This window comes from Psychromonas sp. (assembly GCF_047632955.1).
Lineage (GTDB): Bacteria > Pseudomonadota > Gammaproteobacteria > Enterobacterales > Psychromonadaceae > Psychromonas.
Genome location: NZ_JBLIED010000002.1, coordinates 326,351 through 344,498 on the forward strand (window position 1 = coordinate 326,351; position 18,148 = coordinate 344,498).

Consider the following 18,148-nt stretch of genomic DNA (forward strand, 5'->3'; position numbering starts at 1 on the left):
AGCTTTTTATCATTTAGCATTTGTTACAAATTAATTTCAATAGTTACAGCTGCTGTCAGTCGTATAGTCGTGTACTACAATCTCACCGGCTACTATTTTGCTTTTGATATTATTAATTTGAGTTTCCATCTCGGGTGTTACCAGCGCACGGTTATTTTCATCTAACGCCCAATCAACACCATTTTCTTTTAAACCAAGGGTATCAATACCGGCGCTAAAGCTACCCGCTTCCGCTTTTTTGAAAATATCATAGGTTGCCACACCAACCAGCTTAACCATAGATGTCAGCATCACTCCAGGATGTAAGTGGTTTTGGTTTGAATCAACACCAATCGCATACTTGCCACCGTCCTTGGCTGCTTGATAAACACCTACACCGGTACCACCAGCGGCTGCAAAAACAACATCAACCCCTTTAGTGAACTGACTTTTGGTCAGCTCAGCACCGCGGGCAGGATCGGACCATGCCGCATTGGTAGAACCGGTCATATTTTGAAATACTTCAACGTCTTTATTGATGTACTTAGCGCCCTGCTCATACCCGCAAGCAAACTTACGAATCAGTGGAATATCCATTCCACCCACAAAACCCACTTTTTTGTTTTCAGATTTGAGTGCAGCTAATGCGCCCACTAAGAATGAACCTTCATGCTCTTTAAATAAGAGTGACTTAACGTTCGGTAAATCGACAACCGAATCGATAATCACAAACTGCGTATCAGGATATTTTTTAGCTATTTTTTCCAGTGCAGAGCCATACATAAAACCCACGGCAACAATCGGATTATAACCACCACGAGCAAGACGGGCTAAGCCCTGTTCGCGTTGCGCATCATTTGACGGCACAAAATCACGTACTGCAATTTGTGTATCCTCAGTGAATTTAGTTGCTCCGTTTTGAAAAACGGCCTGATTAAACGATTTATCAAACTTGCCGGCGGAGTCATAGGCAACTGCAGGTTTAAAATCTGCAGCGTTCGCAACAAACGAACATAAAGCTAACGACACGGCCAGCGCAGTGGTACTTAAAGTTTTTTTCATAACATCCCTTGTTTATATTTAAGTAAATAATTTCAGTGTGGTACGGTTTAATTATACTCAGTGCATTAAGAATATAACTGCCCCTTAAAATGACCTGCATTAGGAGGGGTATTTTCTGTTTAAAAATTAGTAACAAAATTTCAAACGACAAGACTGTTTACAAATTAGACATAGTATAATTTTTACCAAGTAAGATAGTTTTTGAAAAATCGATTGGAAAATAGATTTTTCTGTTCTCCTCAGGAAAAATAAATAACATATCAATATAAACATTATTTATCATAAATGAATTTATTGGTAGCACAAATTAGTAACGCATCGCATTTATACTCTTTATAAAATACAAAAAATAAAAAACAAGTTGATTTACTATTATTCTGACGAGTTCGAATTGCAAATAAATGTTGGTCCGTTTAAATTTCAAAATATTTAGTGAAAAAATAATTTTAAGTTATTCCTTTGCCAACCTTTTAAAATAAAACACTGAGAAACTAATCAATCATGAATACCAGATAATGAAAAATATTATCACCTAATATATACCTCTGGTCATACTGACCATAAAATAAATTCTATTTTATGGTCAGTTGAGTGTAAAAGATGTTTTACTCAGCATAATTTACAGCAACCTACCACATTAACGCACCTCACAAAAATCACAATAAAATCATCATTATTTCGATGAAATTAACAATTTCAGATCTACATTACAGATTGCTGAAAACTAATTATTTATATTAGTCTACGGGGATACTGGAAACCAATGTTCAAACTCAGTTCGTTCTATTTTCGAAAGTAAATCCTTTCTTTGGTGTAAGCCATATTTATTTATAAATACGACAATACCCCTCTCATATCATACCTTCTGGAGATTTTTTATGCCCCATAATCATGCTGATAGATATATTAGTAACCTCACTAAAAATACTTATGCATTAATTTTAGCTGGAGGTCGCGGCAGTCGTTTATATGAACTAACTAATTCGCGCGCTAAACCAGCGGTTTATTTTGGTGGTAAATTCCGTATTATCGATTTCCCGCTATCAAACTGTATCAACTCAGGCATTCGCCGCGTAGGGATTGCAACTCAATACAAGTCACACTCATTAATCCGTCATATTAACCGTGGTTGGGGACATTTTAAAGCTGATGCATCTGAGTTTGTCGATGTCTTGCCGGCATCACAACAGAAAGGCGAAGATTGGTATTTAGGGACAGCAGATGCGGTATACCAAAACTTGGATATCATTAAATCTGAACGCCCTAAATATGTATTGGTATTATCTGGCGATCATGTATATCGCATGGATTACGGTCTTTTAATCGCTGAGCATGTTGACAATAATGCAGATATGACAGTCTGCTGTCTCGAAGTCGCAACGGAAGAGGCCGCCGGTAGTTTTGGTGTGATGACAGTCAATACTGACAATAAAGTTATAGCATTTGATGAAAAACCGGCCCAGCCTAATGAAATACCCGGTAAGCCAGGTCAGTGTTTAGCTTCAATGGGCAATTATGTTTTTAATACTGAATTTTTAATTGAACAGCTAGAAAAGGATTGTTCTACGGAAGGCTCCAGTCGTGATTTTGGTCATGATATCATCCCTTCAATTATCCAAGATAAGAACGTCTTTGCCTATTCATTCAAAGACCCGGATTGTGATAATCAACCCTATTGGCGCGATGTAGGTACATTAGATTCATTTTGGGAAGCCAATATGGAACTTGTGGAGCCTCAACCACAGCTTGATTTATATGATAAGGCTTGGCCTATTTGGACATATCAGGAGCAACTTCCTCCCGCTAAGTTTATTTTTGATAACGAAGAACGCCGCGGTATGGCGCTTGATTCAACGGTTTCCGGCGGCTGTATCGTCTCAGGTTCAACTATTCGTAAATCATTGCTATATTCAAGTGTGCATACACACTCTTACAGTGTTATTGAAGAATCAGTATTACTGCATGGGTGCGATATCGGCGAGAAGTGTAAATTAAAAAAAGTGATTGTCGATAGTAAATGTATGATCCCGGCGGGTTTAACAATTGGTTACGATAAAGTGCAGGATATCGCAAATGGTTTCCGTGTTACTGACAAAGGGGTAACGCTTGTTACTCGTGATATGCTGAAAGCCTTGGCTAAAAAACAAATTGATCAGATAAACAGCAAGGATAGTGGTTCTAAGGAATGGACTGCCATTGATTAGAGGCGCTTATTTAGTGCAAAAATAAATTAAGAGTAGCTTCGGTTACTCTTTTTTTTTGACTGCTTTTTAAATTCGCCCGATCGAGTAGCAAAACAAGTCGATATTGGCTTAATCTTGCTGGTGAGTATGCAAGACTAGCCCTAAAACTATAGCGATGAATATTGGCAATTTGAATGCGAACTTTCTTTTTTTGATACTTTTCAAGATTAAAATGCAAACTCGGCAACATCCAAAATTTTTATAAATAAACCAACCCTTTCGGCAAGCGCCTTAGTTTACATTTTTCTGTCTGTTAAATGACGTTAGCTAAAGAAATCATCGAGCGAATTAAACGCCAGTTTAGTTTTATGAACGTACGAAACTCTGTATGTCTTTAATTTCACTAAACTTGGCTCGGTAGATGGTTCAGCTGTCCAAGCCGGTGCGTTAAAAAGTGAATGCACAGGTAAGATAAAAATATTTACCGAAAATACATTCCGAGTGCTTGCTGCAACTTAATATTTTAGCGATAACGCACAGGATTTTTCTTTCTGGTAAAAATGAGCCGTTACTTCAATCAATGGCGTCATCGATTTTATATATACTTAAATCTTAAATCACTTGAAATTGATTAAAAAATCATATTTAATTGATCAGTTGATTGATTTTAGTTTTAACAAAAATAAGATCTATTGTTATTCAGGCATAAGTCGCAACATGGCGAATAATGCCGATATTTTTAAAAGATAAGCAAAATATTGGGCTAACCTGACAATTTACTGCAGCATTTATTTATAGTTTCCATGCACATGGTCATAAACAGGCACTGGACAAACAAAGCCTTTGTTATGACTCAAGTATTTAAATCAAGGGGTGAAGAATACAGTTTGTATTTTATTATTCTTTATCTGGTTAATGTTCATATTAGTGATAAAAATAACAAAAGTTATCTCTTTCTTACTCAATTTTTAGGAGATTTTTATGCGCTACGACAGCGATAGGAATATTAGTAACCTCACTAAAGATACCTACGCATTAATTTTAGCAGGCGGTCGTGGCAGTCGATTATTCGAACTGACTGATTCGCGAGCTAAACCTGCTGTCTATTTTGGCGGTAAATTTCGAATCATCGATTTTCCATTATCAAACTGTATCAACTCTGGTATTAACCGCGTCGGGGTAGCCACTCAATACAAGTCACACTCTTTAATCTGCCATATTCACCGCGGCTGGGGACATTTTAAGGCTAATTTATCCGAATTTGTTGAAGTTTTGCCGGCATCAAAAGGCAGTGGCAACGATTGGTATCAGGGGACAGCCGATGCAGTGTACCAAAACATGGATATCATTCTTGCTGAACATCCTAAATATATTTTGATTTTATCCGGCGATCAAGTCTATCGTATGGATTATGGCCCTCTGATAGCTGAGCATGTTGCCAATAATGCTGATATGACCGTCTGCTGTCTTGAAGCCACAACGGAAGAAGCGGCGGGTAGCTTTGGCGTAATGACCATCAACGCGAATAATAAAGTAATTGCATTTAATGAAAAGCCTGCTCAACCTAATGAAATACCAGGTGAGCCGGGTCAGTGTCTGGCTTCAATGGGTAATTATCTTTTTAATACTGATTTTTTATTCAAACATCTGCTAAATGATTATTCAAGCAAAGATTCCAGTCGTGATTTTGGCCATGATGTGATCCCTGCCATTATCAAAGATAATAACGTCTTTGCCTATGCCTTCAAAGATCCGGCTAGTGATAATCAACCATACTGGCGCGATGTGGGTACATTAGATTCATTTTGGGAAGCGAATATGGAACTTGTTATGCCTAAACCACAGCTGGATTTGTATGATAAAGCCTGGCCAATTTGGACATACCAGGAGCAGCTTCCACCGAGCAAATTCATTTTTAATAACCAAGATCGCCGTGGTATGGCGGTAGATTCAACGATTGCCGGCGGGTGTATCATCTCAGGTTCAACTGTTTGTAACTCATTATTATATTCAAATGTTCATACCCACTCTTACAGTGTTATTGAGGAATCCGTGTTACTGCATAGCTGCGATATCGGTGAACACTGTAAATTAAAGCGTGTTATCGTCGATAGTCGCTGTCGTATTCCTGCCGGTTTAACCATTGGTTATGATAAAGAGCAAGATATAGCAAACGGTTTCCGTGTGACTGAAAAAGGGATCACTCTGGTCACGGCGAGTATGCTCAAAGCCTTGGCCAAAAGAACAGATTAATATCATTGTTATCGGCTGATGATCACTAAAAACGTTAAAACGTTAAAACGGAATAAATTATCAAACCGCGTCTTTTTGATACAGCTTGAGATCAAACAACTTGTCGCTAATACTCCAAAAACGGCCTTTTTTTCTGGCTATAACAATTTCAGGCGGACGCAGCCGGTGCTGATTATTAAAAATCTTACTCGGCGCTGTTTCTGTAAAAGGATGGTGACGGTCAATTAAATGCGCTTGAATAAATTTATTTAAAAATTCAGATTTTTGCGTTTTAGTCGAAAGCTGCCAAAATTCATTCAGCTCTGCACCCTCGTCACTAATATAAGTGACCTTAAGTTGCGGTTTGCCATATTTATTTTTGCCGGGCTCTAATCTAAGATCCGCACAATTTATAATTAATGCGTCCTTGAGCTTAAGCGCTTCGCGCAGTTTTTTATCGGGATCCACCAGTACATGGCCACAATCATGGCACTGCCGCGCCGCGATATCATTATCCGTACCACAGAGTTCACAAAACTTAGCCCGAAAACGATAACCGCATATGATCCTTTCACCCTGCTCATTGTTAGCATAACCCTGGCATTGTCTGCCATAGTGCTCAATCACAAACCCGGCGGGATCCATTTTTCCCCAAAAGTTATTATTAAAGCGACAAGCAGGACAAGGGATAGTGACTATTTCACTGTCACTATCGGGTTTAGGTTCACCCAATTCCGGTTGATATAAATCATAGCAGTTACCCGCAAATTCCATCACCAGACAATCTTCTTTGCCCGCAAACAGGCGTAAACCCCGTCCCACAATCTGTTGATAGAGGCTCAGGGATGCCGTTGGACGTAAAATGGCGATCAAATCGACATGCGGAGCATCGAATCCGGTGGTTAATACTGAGACATTCACCAGATATTTAATGCTGCGTTGTTTAAAAGCGTTAATAATACGATCACGCTCTTCAAGCGGCGTATCGCCAATCACCAGCGCTGCATTTTGATCCTCTAAGTAGCCCATGATTTCTCGTGCATGATTAACCGTTGAAGCAAAAATCATCACCCCAAGTCGATCTTTCGCAGTATTAATCACCTGCTTGATAATCTCTGGTGTGACGCGCTGGGATTTTTTGACAATACTGTCCAGTTCAGCGGTTTTAAAATGCCCGTTTGATGATGATTTAAGGCTTGAAAAATCATACCCCAAAACAGCCATGTCCATTATTTTGGGCTCAGTCAGGTATTTTTCATCCAGTAAAAAGCGAATCGGTAAATCAAAAATACAATCACGGAAAAAACGAGGTTGCTGCGTACGGACCTGCCCGCGCGTATGATATTGATAAATCCACCCTGTTCCGAGACGATAGGGTGTGGCGGTAAGCCCCAACACTTTTATTTTCGGATTGATTTTTTGCAGATGGCTAATAACTCTTCGGTAACTGCTGTTTTCGTCTTCCGGTACGCGGTGGCACTCATCAATCACCAGTAAAGAGAAAGCTTCAGAAAATTCTTTTAAACTGTTCACTATTGACTGTACCGACGCAAAAACAACCTGAAGTTCGCTTTCTTTACGGCCCAGACCGGCGGAAAAAATTGACGCTTTTAAGCCATAGCTTTCATACTTACCGTGATTTTGCTCAACCAACTCTTTAACGTGTGCCAGCACCAGCACTTTTCCTTTAGCGATCCGGGCTAATTCAGCAATGATCAGGCTTTTCCCCGCACCGGTTGAAAGCGTCAGTACGGCAGGAGTAGCATGCTGGCGAAAGTAATGAACAGTCGCTTGAACAGCGTCTTGTTGATAGGGGCGAAGCGTATACATATTTATAACTAATTGATTGCAAATAATGGGTTAGTAAGTTTAATCTAATTGTAATTTGAATGCACATTTTCGATAAGTAGTATCATCACCACAAGTCCCCTTTTCTGATGATTAGCGTGATTTTTATTATAGCCTCCCCTAATCAGTATTTAGCAGAGCGATGGCTTTTTTTAATGCGTCCGATTTTAGTTGCAGTTTATTCTGCTGTTTAACATTTTGACTCTCGTATAACTGATTTTCGACAACCACTAAGGTTTCAAATAACCAAGCGCGGATCATCCTGTGGTAACGATTATCGGACCCGTAATTGAGAATGAGCAATAATGATTCTTGCTGTTGGGGTGATTTGATGGCGCTTTGTAAGTCCCGCACCATCAGACCAATCTCATAAGCTTGCTGGTTAACCTTATTCTCAATAGGCGGCTCCGCTGAAACCATAACCGAGGAAATAGCAGAAAAAACAAAAAACAGGGTAAAAAATAGACTTTTAGATAACCAACTGTCACTCATACAACCCCACCTAAGAACATAACGGTTTAGGTCAGTATAATACTAATAGCAGCCATAAAATGTTAGATTACACTCGCAAATTTATTTCAAAGAGTTAACAACATGATTATTAAAAAAGAGTGGCGAATTTTAACCGTTGGGGATGGTGATTTATCTTTTTCCAATGCCCTGTTAAGTCATCAACCGGCAGCTTTAACAGCAACTGTCTATGACTCATTCGCCACTATGAGCGAAAAATACGGCGATCATTTTCAGCAGCAGTTAAGCGCCAAAGAGATTCCTCTCATATTTGGATTTGATCTGACCAATCCAAAAACCTGGAAAGGTCTGCAAAAAAACAGTTTTGATGTGGTTATCTTTCAGTTTCCATTATTACCCGCTTTCCGTTCATTTTCCGAGTATCAGGAGCGTGGTAAAGATGTCAATTTCAATACCCTTAACCGGCGCTTATTACGGAGATTTTTAATTAATTCCTTTAAGCATTTTTTAGATCCGGATGGCCAGCAACTGTGTTTCATCACCTCTAAAGATGTTAAACCGTACCGCGAATGGAATATTGAAAATTCGCTGCATGTACAGACAGATATTAACTACTTAGGCTCAATTGATTTTGACATTACCAATTTCCCCGGCTACAAAATCCGTAATGTTGAACGTGATAAATTTGTTAAAGATACCAAGGGCACCACTTATGTCTGGAGCAGCAAAAAACAACATGATTTGAGTGACGCCTTACAGGGTGCACTTTACCTGGATGATGACCTCTGTACCCTTTGCCGCGCAGGCCCCTTTGTTCGGCAGGAAGACAGGCTTAATCATAATCAATCAAAAAGGCATACTCAGATGATGGAGTTTGAACGGTTATGGAAAGAAGATTTAAAATATTACGCTGAAAACCCCGGCAAATAGAGTAGCCAAAAATACGCGAGAGGGAGTGAAATCCCTCATAAACTGTGCTTATTTTTTCGCCTGTAATGCATCAAAAACAGCCATCTGCTCCGCGGTTGCCGGTAACTGGTGATTTTCTTTCCACTCACTGTAGGGCATACCGTAAACGTGTTCTCGAGCCTGGTCATAATCGAGTTCAACCGCTAACTCTTTTGCTTCTGCCATCATCCATTTAGATAAACAGTTACGGCAAAAACCCGTTGTATTCATGAGTTCGATATTTTGCACATCTTTACGGCTGTCTAAATGTTTTAATAAACGGCGAAAAGCGGCGGCCTCAAGTTGAATCTGTTGCTCGTTAGTCATATTAGCTCCCTGAAATATCATAAAATGGGTTAATTACTGCTTTAAGCACAACATTTTTTGTATTTTTTACCACTGCCGCAAGGACAGGGATCATTACGTTGCGGTTTTGCTTCAACGGTGATAGTTTTAGGTTTATTCAAGAACCCTTCAAGTTCGGCAATATTTTCAGCAACATTTGCATTCACTTCAATCTTTGCAAACAAATTATTGTCCTGCAAAATTTGTTCAATTTCAGCTTTTCTTGTTTCAGTGTTGACTGATAATAAAAAGGGAGATTCTTCAGTGCCTGCTTTTGCTGCGCGCTTGGTATTAAAACCATAACTGGAATGTTTGGGTTTTTTCTCTTTTTTACCCTTAAAGAAAAATTTGTCTGACATTTTAAAGCCTTATTTCAAAAATTAAGAGCGCGAAGTTTACACGATTAACAGGTAATACCAAATCCATTAATTTTCTGTTCATTTATGCTGGTTAAAATACATGCTAGCTAGACATAAAACTACGTTTTAGTCTTAGCTATTTATTTGATAATTAGAACAACTAGTTACTGCAATCAATGCCTTGCTTTCATGCATTTTCCCTGCGCCTAAACAGATCACTTAATTAGTGGAATTGGTATAAAGAGGTATTAGCAAATAGCTAATTAAATTTCAATAACAGAAAAATGACTGTTTTTACGCTATTAAATTACACAATAGGCCGGCCACGGTAAATGAGCAGTGAAGGTATGGCCAAACCAAAGCTCAGAGCTGCCAAAATAAACAAAGTGCGTAAACCGTTTTCAATCACAACTTGGATCAACTCCAGGCTATATCCACCTGAGTTTAACTGCACAATACCCACCACTGTGGTAAATGCAAAACTGCCCGGAATCATAGGAATAACAGATGCGACGGTGAACACCGGACGCGGAATCAAATGTTTACGCGACCAGTACAATCCTAAAAATCCCATACTGCTTGAAGCGGCAAGGGTTGCCCACTCAATATGTACCCCAAAGTGCATTAATAAAAATCTGAAACTGTGCGCAAATGCGCCGCCAATTGCGCAGTAAATAAGCATTTTTTTAGGCACATTAAAGACCATCGCAAAACCAACCGCGGGGATCCAGGCAAACCAGGCATCTATTATCAATAACCTTATTAAATCCATTTTAAGCATTCCTTAATCTGGGTCTGCAAAAAAGCCAGCCGTTTTATGATCCTATCCATGCAACAACCCCCGTTAACGCCATAGAAGCGACTATTCCAACGGAAACACTCAAGGTCAATAAACTTGCGAATACCCAGCGCGCGATGCCCATACTGATATGCCCTTTGAGCATATCGGACACGGCATTGATCAGAGGAAAACCGGGAACCAGTAATAATACCGAAGCCGCCAGTGCGATTTCAGGTTTTTCACCAAATTGAAAAATAACACCAACACTGGCAATAGTGGTAGCAACAAATGCCGCAACGGCAAAATTGACCAGAGGATTGTGCTGGCGATGAGCAATTTCTTGACGGATCGTCATTGCCCCTGCGGAAGCAAAAAAAGTAGTGATATAAACCGGCCAATCTCCACCGAAAAAATGGCTGAAACTGCCACATGCCAGGCCAATCATGAGCACCACTGCCCAACGATTATATTTCATCGGTTTTAAACGATTAAGCCGTTCTTTTACCTGGTCTGCCTCCAACAGTTTTTTTTCAGCCATGATACAGATGCGTTGTACATCACATACCATCTGCATATTAATACCCCGGTCGTAACATCGCCGCGTTGTGGTAACACAGTCGTCCTCAAATAAACTGGTGATAACGATGGCATCGGGGCTAACGGACAACTCAATACTGCGGGCACCGAGTGCCATTCCCAGACGTTGTGTTGTTTGCTCCACTAAACGGCTTTCTGCCCCATGCTGATGCAATAATTGCCCGGCTTTAGCGGCAATACGCGTTAACTCTGTCTGTGCTTGTCTACTTAGAGACATTTTTTTATCCTATTATTCTATGCTCAAATTCCTTAAATCTGCATATTCAAGGAATTTGGGTATATCAATCAAACTTAAAGTTGCGATTCTGCCAACTTAAGATCTAATGTTGCTTTTAACAATTTGAATAATAATATGGCTGCATCTATCTCTTCTTTGCGATTGGTTAAGCTTTCAATATTTAAACCTAAGGGAATATCCAAAGGCAGACATGCTTGCAGAATTTGTTCAAAATTATTGCGGCTGATTAACAACGATTCTTTTAATGGATTATCCGATTCGAGAATTCGCAGGCTAGTAGCCTCGGGCACGGAAATACCCAGCCACTCAATAAATGCCAGAGTTTTTGCACTGCCGCAGGGGGAAAAAGTTAGTACCACACGTCTTGCTTTTCTCCCCTGTTTTTTACATTCCAGAGCATAACGGGTGAGCATATCAATGGTTGCCTGAGCATTATAAACCGCTTGTGAAATGAAAAATTCACAACCCTGATCATCTTTAGAGAGCATACGCAGATGTTCATCACCTTTATTGGTATGGCGCTCTGCAATTGTCACGCCACCTAAATGAAAATCTAAATTGTGATCTTTCACAACCTGATAAGCATCGGCTAACGATAATTTAATATCACCATCGGCCGAGGGGCTGCCGACTAAGACAATGTCACGCACCGAAAACTGGTGCCATGCATCGGACAACCAGCGCGAAAAATCAACTCCGTCACGTTGCGAAACACTTTTATAGGTGATCACCGGCTTAGTCGACTTATCATGTAAAATTTTTGAATATAAGCGCGAATCATGGGTATATTTAAAGGGAAATGGACGTGGTTTATCAATACGTGAGGTTTCATCTTGAATGTCATAAACAATTAAACCGTCATAATCAATCGAATCGAGCCTGTCTAATAATTTATCTGCAATACCAGCCACCAATTCTATCGCTGTATCCTGCTTGGGTGGTGTTGTACCAATAAAATAAACCCCCTGTTTGGGATCACTGGATTTATTTTTTAAAGACGTCAAACTCATAAGTTTTTCCTAAACAATCGAGATAGCATAATTATGCTAAATTGTCGCATATTGACCATGGTCAAACAACTAACAAATACAGTATTGAAGAAGATGATAAAGGTAATGATAGAAGTACCGAGCGCAGCTTAAGCTGGCCGCACAGTAGGGAATAATAGGATTTGGTATCAGCTGCAAACCATAATGACTTGATGATCACGTCTTAAACGGCAGCCTGATCAATGCTACCCGGGATAAAAAAGACCACCGCATAAAAGGCGGTAGTCTTAACAAATATTGAAAAGAAATGACTAAAAACAACCAGCCATAACCTAAAACAATAACAAACTATTAAATCAGTTCCGATAGCATAGTATCAGCGTAAGGAACAAGTTCAGCACCTTTGCGTACTTTTTCCACGTAATCGGGATTAGCAATAAAAGGGCGACCAATGGCCAGTAAATCAAATTTATTAGCCGCAATGGCTGCACTTCCCGTTTCAGCTGTGTAACTGCCGACACCTACTAAGGTTTTAGGATAAACACTGCGTAAATAAGATGAAATAGTACCACCGAGATAATCAAATTCCATTGAATCGTCAAAAATACCCCCGTGTAAAAAGGCAAGATCCCGTTTTGCTAACTCAGGCAGTAAATAATCAAACACATCACGGTCACGCGGATCGCCTGCCATATTAAAATAAGCACCAGGTGATACACGCAGAGCGGTGCGATCTCCGCCAATGCGCGCCACTATCGCATCGACAACTTCAAGCGCAAAACGTGACATATTTTCGGCGCTCTGACCATATTCGTCTTCGCGGCGGTTACTGTCGTGGTGTAAAAACTGATCAATTAGATAACCGTTAGCACCGTGGATCTCAACGCCGTCAAAACCACCATCGATGGCGTTTTCTGCCGCTTGTGCATAATCTGCAACTAATTGTTTAATATCCTCTAAGCTTGCTGCTTTGGGCGTTTGATAAATCAGTTCGCGCATTCTTGGCACTGTACCTTCAACCGCCTGCGCAGACGCAGATAGGACATCACCGCCAGCAAAAAAGTGTGGATGTGCGACCCGGCCGGTATGCCAAAGTTGAGCAAAAATTTTACCTCCTTTTTGGTGTACGGCATCGGTCACCACACGCCAGCCATTGATTTGTGCAGGCGTAAATAAACCGGGAGTATGAGGATAACCTTGACCATCAGGGCGAATAATCGTTGCTTCGCTGATAATCAAACCGGCATCTGCACGGCGGGCATAATAGTCAGCCATCGCTTGAGTTGGCACAAGATCATCATCCGCCATACAACGCGTTAACGGCGCCATTAAAATCTTATTTGCTAATGTTAAAGTGTCATTGAATTTGTAGGGTGTAAATAAATTAGATGTCATCTGACACCTCCTATCTTGAATGTTCATTCAAGATAGTCTTACTTGAACATTCATTCAAGTATTTTTTGAATAAATGTTCAAAATTAGTTAGAATCAACTTCTATGGAATATAATGCTTTGTTGTTAACCTACAGTGACATGTCATGAGAAATGCTGAATTTGATCGAGAAACCGTTTTGCGTGCGGCTATGAGTGCATTCATGGTCAATGGGTATGCTAAAACCAGTATGCAGGATCTAACTAAAGCAACAGGCTTACATCCAGGATCCATTTATTGCGCTTTTGAAAATAAAAAAGGCGTGTTATTAGCGGCAATTGACCAATATCAGCAAGATCGAAATCTGCAATTTCAACAATTTTTTGATAATGCTAAGCCGGCATTAGACAATTTACGTGATTATTTAACACATATTGTTGAAGAATGTCTGAGCTGCGATGCCACAAAATCTTGCTTGTTAACCAAATCATTAAGTGAGATGGGTGAGCAAGACGACGATATCAGACTGATGATTAATAAACATTTACACAGTTGGCAAAATGCTCTGTCGCAGGTATTTGATAACGCTAAGGCCCAGAAATTATTAGATAAAGACTGTAACAGCGAATTTTTAGCGCAATATTTAATGATGGGTATTTACGGTTTAAGAACTTTTTCTCACACTCATCCTCAAGTTGATATTTTACAACCTTTGGCAGACAAGCTATTACGCGATATTCGGCATGGATAACCAGCCTTTTAAGAAAATTATTCGCCATGCATTTTGCAGACTGCAATGAGTTAAAAACAAACCATTATCTACCTTATGTTTAAAGTCATGCAGGGCGTTATTCAAAAATATTTTTATAGGACTTGAATTTCATACATTTGATAAAACAATTTTTAGCATAGTTTTATCGCATGTTTTCACGTTATACTTGGCAAAATTTTCCTCTACTTAAACAGAATGATTATGCGTATTCCTCGTTTTTATGATCCACAAACATTAACCGTTGCCACTGAAGTTAACCTTTCAAAAGATGCGATACAGCATATCCATGTTTTACGTTTAAGAGTCGGCGCACAAATAATTCTGTTTAATGGCTTGGGAGGAGAAGTTCTGGCAACCCTGACTGACCTGCAGAAACGCAGTTGCACGGCATTGATAAACTCATTTAATCAAACCAATAATGAAAGTCCGTTATATCTGCACCTGGGACAAGTCATTTCACGGGGCGATCGCATGGAGTTTGTTATTCAAAAAGCCGTAGAATTAGGCGTTAATGAAATAACCCCATTATTAAGTGAACGTTGTGGTGTTAAACTCGATGACCAGCGCATGGCTAAAAAACAGCAGCAGTGGCAAAAAATAGCCGTGGCAGCCTGCGAACAATCGGGCCGTAATATCATTCCGGTTATCCATGAAACTCAGGCGTTAACGACTTGGTGCAGTAGTACCGAGCAAGCCACCAAACTGACCCTGCATCCACGTGCTAAATATTCGATTAATACGCTACCGCCGGAAATCAAACGGATTCGTTTACTGATCGGCCCTGAAGGTGGTTTAACCGATCAAGAAATAACCTTGACTGAAACATTAAACTTCACAGAAACATTATTAGGCCCGCGTATTTTACGCACAGAAACCGCTGCATTAAGTGCAATTACCGCACTGCAATGCCGTTTTGGTGATCTCGCATAAGATACTCAATAAGACCGATAAATAGGAAATAAAATGACCATTAAAATCGGGATCGTAATGGATCCAATCAAAGATGTTAAAATTCATAAAGACTCTAGCTTTGCAATGTTATTGGAAGCGCAATCCCGTGGTTGGGAACTCTATTATTTAGAAATGCAGGATCTCTATTTAGAAAATGGCCGCTGTTTTGCAAGCAGTAGAAAACTGACGGTGCAGCGCGATCCTAATAATTTTTATCAACTTGAAGATGCCGTCGATCATCCGCTTGCGGATCTCGATGCGGTATTAATGCGCAAAGATCCTCCCTTTGACACCGAATACATTTATGCCACTTACCTGTTAGAGCGCGCTGAAGTTGAAGGCTGCTTAATTGTTAATAAGCCGCAAAGTTTACGTGATGCGAATGAAAAACTGTTTACCGCATGGTTTAGTGAATTCACGCCAACCACCTTAGTGACTCGCAGCAGTTCAAAAATTCGCGAATTTCATAAAAAGCATAAAGACGTCATTCTAAAACCGCTTGATGGTATGGGCGGCGCTTCAATATTTCGAATTAAAGAAGATGATGTCAATATTGGCGTGATCATCGAAACATTAACCGAGCATCAAAGCCGCTACTGCATGGCGCAAGTATTTATGCCAGAAATAAATGCCGGTGATAAACGTATTCTAATCGTTGATGGCGAACCGATGCCCTATGCACTTGCGCGTATTCCAGCATTGGGTGAAACGCGTGGTAACTTAGCTGCCGGCGGTCGCGGTGTGGCACAGCCGCTTTCTGAAAGTGACTGGCATATTGCCAATACCATTGGTCCTCAACTGAAAGAAAAAGGGCTTATTTTTGTTGGCTTGGACGTTATAGGTGACAAGATAACTGAAATAAATGTGACCAGTCCGACCTGTATACAGGAAATTGATAATGCCTTTGGCACCAACATCAGCGCCAAGTTAATGGATGCGATCGAAAAACGTATTACAAAAAAACAGTAATATATGTAATTATTGCCATACTCAAAGTATGGCAATAATCAGGAGCCTTCATATGGAAACCATAAAAATTGATAACCCGGCGGAAGTACTCAACACACTGAAGGATCATTTTTTAATTGCTATGCCCTCTTTGAACGATCCTTATTTTAAACATTCTGTTGTATACATCTGCGAACATGATGAAAAAGGCGCAATGGGTTTTATTATTAACTTTCCCGTAAAATTAACCCTGCAGGAATTATTAAACAACGTTGACAGTATTAATCATCATCCTGAACCTCCGTTGCTCAATCCGGTCTTTTTAGGCGGACCACTGGAACTTGAAAGAGGATTTGTATTACACTCTCCCGTTGCCGATAATTCAAAAAGTACCCAGCTTAATGAGCAATTGATGATTTCCAATTCCAATGCCATCTTATCAACCCTTGGTACTAAAAATGAACCCGAAAAATATATAGTGACCCTGGGTTATGCAAGCTGGAGCTCCGGACAATTAGAAAAAGAGATGCATGACAACCATTGGATTACCATGGAAAGTCAAAATGACATAATATTCAGTACTCCCGCAGAGCAACGTTGGACTGCGTCTTTGCAACGACTGGGAATAAATCCCGAACAATTATCAACTGAGATGGGCCACGCATAAGCGCGCCGTCAAAGCTTGACCGCTGTTTTTATAAAACATCGGTTAATAAAAACATATAAATGCCCCATTTACACCAGGATACCCATGACTGAAGCATTAAAATCACCAGCAACCCTATTAGGTTTTGATTACGGTACAAAAAGTATCGGCGTCGCCACCGGTCAAATGATCACCGCAACCGCCCAGCCCTTAGCAGCCATTAAAGCAAATGACGGTATTCCCAACTGGAATATTGTCGAACAAGTGATCCGCGACTGGATGCCTGACTTAATTGTAGTTGGCTTACCCCTGAACATGGACGGCAGCGAGCAGCCAATTACACAACGCGCCAAAAAATTTGCCAACCGTTTAAATGGCCGCTTTGGTGTTAAAGTTGCCTTACAGGATGAACGTTTAACCACCGCCAGCGCAAAAGAATTTATCTTTACACATGGTGGTTATAAAGCCCTTGAAAAAGGCAAAATTGACAGCGTATCCGCCGCCCTTATTCTTGAGAGCTGGATGGAAAATTTTTATCAATAAGCCTTCTGAGAAAAACCACAACAGCTCAAGGCAGAGTGCCCATTACGCTAACTTACACTCTGTTTTACACTGAATGATATTCTCGTTTCTCATCGTTTCAAATCAAATAACGGCATGACCGCAGCGTTTTAGGTCGGCGATGCTCACTGCGATCAGTACTCGAATGGCAGTGCGCTGCCATCACAAAATATATCTTTGTCTTTGTGACTATCAACCTTTGCTGAAGACTCGAAACTCAAAACTCAAAACTCAAAACTCAAAACATCTTGTTCTCTATCTCCTCCACAAAAATAACTTACTCACTTTAACCCTGTATTTTGTGATCAGCATCTCGCTTAACAGAACAAATAACACGCATTTTTTGTGCTAACTCACATTTCAAATAAAACGTGCAAGCGCTTGCAGAAACCGCTACCAGTTTACTGTTATACTCCTGCCATGCATGCAAGCACCTTACTTAACCAATAACGTTTAACCTCATCAAATCAGGAGTAATAACATGAAAAAAATATTTCTTTGTTGTGCAGCCGGTATGTCTACCAGCATGGTCGTTAGAAAAATGCAGCAAGCTGCAGCAGCTAAAGGCATTGAAGTTGATATTGTCGCGGTCGGTATGGATGAGTTTGACGCCACATTACCTAATTACGATTGCTGCCTTTTAGGCCCACAAATTAAATACAAACTGGCCGCATTTAAAGCCAAAGGGGATGCCGCAGGTAAGCCCGTTGGTGTCATCAACTCCATGGATTACGGCATGATGAAAGGCGAGAAAATCCTTAACGATGCATTGGCCATGATTGGTTAATAACAGGAGAAAAATCATGTCTAACATTTTTTTTGATTTTATTGAAAATAAAATAGCCCCCGTTGCAGGTGCATTCGCC

18 protein-coding genes are annotated in these 18,148 nt (G+C 40.1%); 9 read left to right on the forward strand and 9 right to left on the reverse strand.

The features are described from left to right. Positions 1-36 precede the first annotated feature (36 nt). Positions 37-1,041 (reverse strand): BMP family lipoprotein, encoded by a 1,005-nt coding sequence (locus ACJAZP_RS03130; protein ID WP_415229270.1) that lies wholly within the window; start codon positions 1,039-1,041, stop codon positions 37-39. 878 nt (positions 1,042-1,919) lie between these two features. Here ACJAZP_RS03130 and glgC (ACJAZP_RS03135) point away from each other — a divergent pair. Both glgC (ACJAZP_RS03135) and glgC (ACJAZP_RS03140) read left to right on the forward strand, forming a co-directional pair. After that, complete coding sequence (gene glgC, locus ACJAZP_RS03135) at positions 1,920-3,245, forward strand: glucose-1-phosphate adenylyltransferase (protein WP_415229271.1); 1,326 nt, start codon at positions 1,920-1,922, stop codon at positions 3,243-3,245. A gap of 960 nt (positions 3,246-4,205) precedes the next feature. After that, positions 4,206-5,477 carry a glucose-1-phosphate adenylyltransferase gene (gene glgC / locus ACJAZP_RS03140; protein ID WP_415229272.1) on the forward strand — a complete coding sequence of 424 codons (1,272 nt, stop codon included), beginning with the start codon at positions 4,206-4,208 and terminating at the stop codon, positions 5,475-5,477. A gap of 60 nt (positions 5,478-5,537) precedes the next feature. Here glgC (ACJAZP_RS03140) and ACJAZP_RS03145 read toward each other — a convergent pair whose 3' ends face one another. After that, complete coding sequence (locus ACJAZP_RS03145) at positions 5,538-7,286, reverse strand: DEAD/DEAH box helicase (protein WP_415229273.1); 1,749 nt, start codon at positions 7,284-7,286, stop codon at positions 5,538-5,540. A gap of 138 nt (positions 7,287-7,424) precedes the next feature. Next, on the reverse strand, positions 7,425-7,796 hold the full coding sequence (locus tag ACJAZP_RS03150) for a hypothetical protein (protein ID WP_415229274.1): 372 nt from the start codon (positions 7,794-7,796) through the stop codon (positions 7,425-7,427). A gap of 102 nt (positions 7,797-7,898) precedes the next feature. Here ACJAZP_RS03150 and ACJAZP_RS03155 point away from each other — a divergent pair, with 102 nt between their 5' ends. After that, on the forward strand, positions 7,899-8,705 hold the full coding sequence (locus ACJAZP_RS03155; protein WP_415229275.1) for a class I SAM-dependent methyltransferase: 807 nt from the start codon (positions 7,899-7,901) through the stop codon (positions 8,703-8,705). A 48-nt stretch (positions 8,706-8,753) separates the two neighbouring features. On the opposite strand, the gene ACJAZP_RS03160 is transcribed toward ACJAZP_RS03155, so the two are convergent. From ACJAZP_RS03160 to ACJAZP_RS03185, 6 genes are all read right to left on the reverse strand, one after another. Next, the gene (locus ACJAZP_RS03160; protein WP_415229276.1) at positions 8,754-9,050 is read right to left on the reverse strand and encodes a DUF1244 domain-containing protein; all 297 of its coding nucleotides are present in this window, start codon (positions 9,048-9,050) and stop codon (positions 8,754-8,756) included. Between the two features lie 41 nt (positions 9,051-9,091). Beyond that, positions 9,092-9,427: a PBPRA1643 family SWIM/SEC-C metal-binding motif protein gene (locus tag ACJAZP_RS03165; RefSeq protein ID WP_415229277.1), complete on the reverse strand. Its 336-nt coding sequence runs from the start codon at positions 9,425-9,427 to the stop codon at positions 9,092-9,094. A gap of 307 nt (positions 9,428-9,734) precedes the next feature. Continuing rightward, on the reverse strand, positions 9,735-10,199 hold the full coding sequence (locus tag ACJAZP_RS03170) for a threonine/serine exporter family protein (protein WP_415229278.1): 465 nt from the start codon (positions 10,197-10,199) through the stop codon (positions 9,735-9,737). A 43-nt stretch (positions 10,200-10,242) separates the two neighbouring features. Continuing rightward, complete coding sequence (locus ACJAZP_RS03175; RefSeq protein ID WP_415229279.1) at positions 10,243-11,022, reverse strand: threonine/serine ThrE exporter family protein; 780 nt, start codon at positions 11,020-11,022, stop codon at positions 10,243-10,245. A gap of 74 nt (positions 11,023-11,096) precedes the next feature. Beyond that, positions 11,097-12,053, reverse strand: a complete 957-nt coding sequence (locus tag ACJAZP_RS03180) for a methylenetetrahydrofolate reductase (RefSeq protein ID WP_415229280.1) — start codon at positions 12,051-12,053, stop codon at positions 11,097-11,099. Between the two features lie 330 nt (positions 12,054-12,383). After that, positions 12,384-13,427: an alkene reductase gene (locus ACJAZP_RS03185; RefSeq protein ID WP_415229281.1), complete on the reverse strand. Its 1,044-nt coding sequence runs from the start codon at positions 13,425-13,427 to the stop codon at positions 12,384-12,386. Between the two features lie 143 nt (positions 13,428-13,570). Between ACJAZP_RS03185 and ACJAZP_RS03190 the strand changes: the two genes are divergently transcribed. The 6 genes from ACJAZP_RS03190 to ACJAZP_RS03215 all read left to right on the forward strand — a co-directional run bounded on the left by ACJAZP_RS03190 (position 13,571) and on the right by ACJAZP_RS03215 (position 18,069). Further along, the gene (locus ACJAZP_RS03190) at positions 13,571-14,155 is read left to right on the forward strand and encodes a TetR/AcrR family transcriptional regulator (protein ID WP_415229282.1); all 585 of its coding nucleotides are present in this window, start codon (positions 13,571-13,573) and stop codon (positions 14,153-14,155) included. A gap of 222 nt (positions 14,156-14,377) precedes the next feature. Then, positions 14,378-15,106 carry a 16S rRNA (uracil(1498)-N(3))-methyltransferase gene (gene rsmE, locus ACJAZP_RS03195; RefSeq protein ID WP_415229283.1) on the forward strand — a complete coding sequence of 243 codons (729 nt, stop codon included), beginning with the start codon at positions 14,378-14,380 and terminating at the stop codon, positions 15,104-15,106. Between the two features lie 33 nt (positions 15,107-15,139). After that, positions 15,140-16,096, forward strand: coding sequence for a glutathione synthase (gene gshB, locus ACJAZP_RS03200; protein WP_415229284.1), 957 nt, complete (start codon positions 15,140-15,142; stop codon positions 16,094-16,096). Between the two features lie 52 nt (positions 16,097-16,148). Continuing rightward, on the forward strand, positions 16,149-16,742 hold the full coding sequence (locus ACJAZP_RS03205; protein WP_415229285.1) for a YqgE/AlgH family protein: 594 nt from the start codon (positions 16,149-16,151) through the stop codon (positions 16,740-16,742). Positions 16,743-16,826: 84 nt separating this feature from the next. Then, complete coding sequence (gene ruvX, locus ACJAZP_RS03210; protein WP_415229286.1) at positions 16,827-17,264, forward strand: Holliday junction resolvase RuvX; 438 nt, start codon at positions 16,827-16,829, stop codon at positions 17,262-17,264. 499 nt (positions 17,265-17,763) lie between these two features. After that, on the forward strand, positions 17,764-18,069 hold the full coding sequence (locus tag ACJAZP_RS03215; RefSeq protein WP_415229287.1) for a PTS sugar transporter subunit IIB: 306 nt from the start codon (positions 17,764-17,766) through the stop codon (positions 18,067-18,069). Positions 18,070-18,148 lie beyond the last annotated feature (79 nt).

Coding starts and splice junctions, on each gene's coding strand:
- ACJAZP_RS03130 (WP_415229270.1), bottom strand. CDS start 1,041: ATGAAAAAAACTTTAAGTACCACTGCGCTGGCCGTGTCGTTAGCTTTA.
- glgC (WP_415229271.1), top strand. CDS start 1,920: ATGCCCCATAATCATGCTGATAGATATATTAGTAACCTCACTAAAAAT.
- glgC (WP_415229272.1), top strand. CDS start 4,206: ATGCGCTACGACAGCGATAGGAATATTAGTAACCTCACTAAAGATACC.
- ACJAZP_RS03145 (WP_415229273.1), bottom strand. CDS start 7,286: ATGTATACGCTTCGCCCCTATCAACAAGACGCTGTTCAAGCGACTGTT.
- ACJAZP_RS03150 (WP_415229274.1), bottom strand. CDS start 7,796: ATGAGTGACAGTTGGTTATCTAAAAGTCTATTTTTTACCCTGTTTTTT.
- ACJAZP_RS03155 (WP_415229275.1), top strand. CDS start 7,899: ATGATTATTAAAAAAGAGTGGCGAATTTTAACCGTTGGGGATGGTGAT.
- ACJAZP_RS03160 (WP_415229276.1), bottom strand. CDS start 9,050: ATGACTAACGAGCAACAGATTCAACTTGAGGCCGCCGCTTTTCGCCGT.
- ACJAZP_RS03165 (WP_415229277.1), bottom strand. CDS start 9,427: ATGTCAGACAAATTTTTCTTTAAGGGTAAAAAAGAGAAAAAACCCAAA.
- ACJAZP_RS03170 (WP_415229278.1), bottom strand. CDS start 10,199: ATGGATTTAATAAGGTTATTGATAATAGATGCCTGGTTTGCCTGGATC.
- ACJAZP_RS03175 (WP_415229279.1), bottom strand. CDS start 11,022: ATGTCTCTAAGTAGACAAGCACAGACAGAGTTAACGCGTATTGCCGCT.
- ACJAZP_RS03180 (WP_415229280.1), bottom strand. CDS start 12,053: ATGAGTTTGACGTCTTTAAAAAATAAATCCAGTGATCCCAAACAGGGG.
- ACJAZP_RS03185 (WP_415229281.1), bottom strand. CDS start 13,427: ATGACATCTAATTTATTTACACCCTACAAATTCAATGACACTTTAACA.
- ACJAZP_RS03190 (WP_415229282.1), top strand. CDS start 13,571: ATGAGAAATGCTGAATTTGATCGAGAAACCGTTTTGCGTGCGGCTATG.
- rsmE (WP_415229283.1), top strand. CDS start 14,378: ATGCGTATTCCTCGTTTTTATGATCCACAAACATTAACCGTTGCCACT.
- gshB (WP_415229284.1), top strand. CDS start 15,140: ATGACCATTAAAATCGGGATCGTAATGGATCCAATCAAAGATGTTAAA.
- ACJAZP_RS03205 (WP_415229285.1), top strand. CDS start 16,149: ATGGAAACCATAAAAATTGATAACCCGGCGGAAGTACTCAACACACTG.
- ruvX (WP_415229286.1), top strand. CDS start 16,827: ATGACTGAAGCATTAAAATCACCAGCAACCCTATTAGGTTTTGATTAC.
- ACJAZP_RS03215 (WP_415229287.1), top strand. CDS start 17,764: ATGAAAAAAATATTTCTTTGTTGTGCAGCCGGTATGTCTACCAGCATG.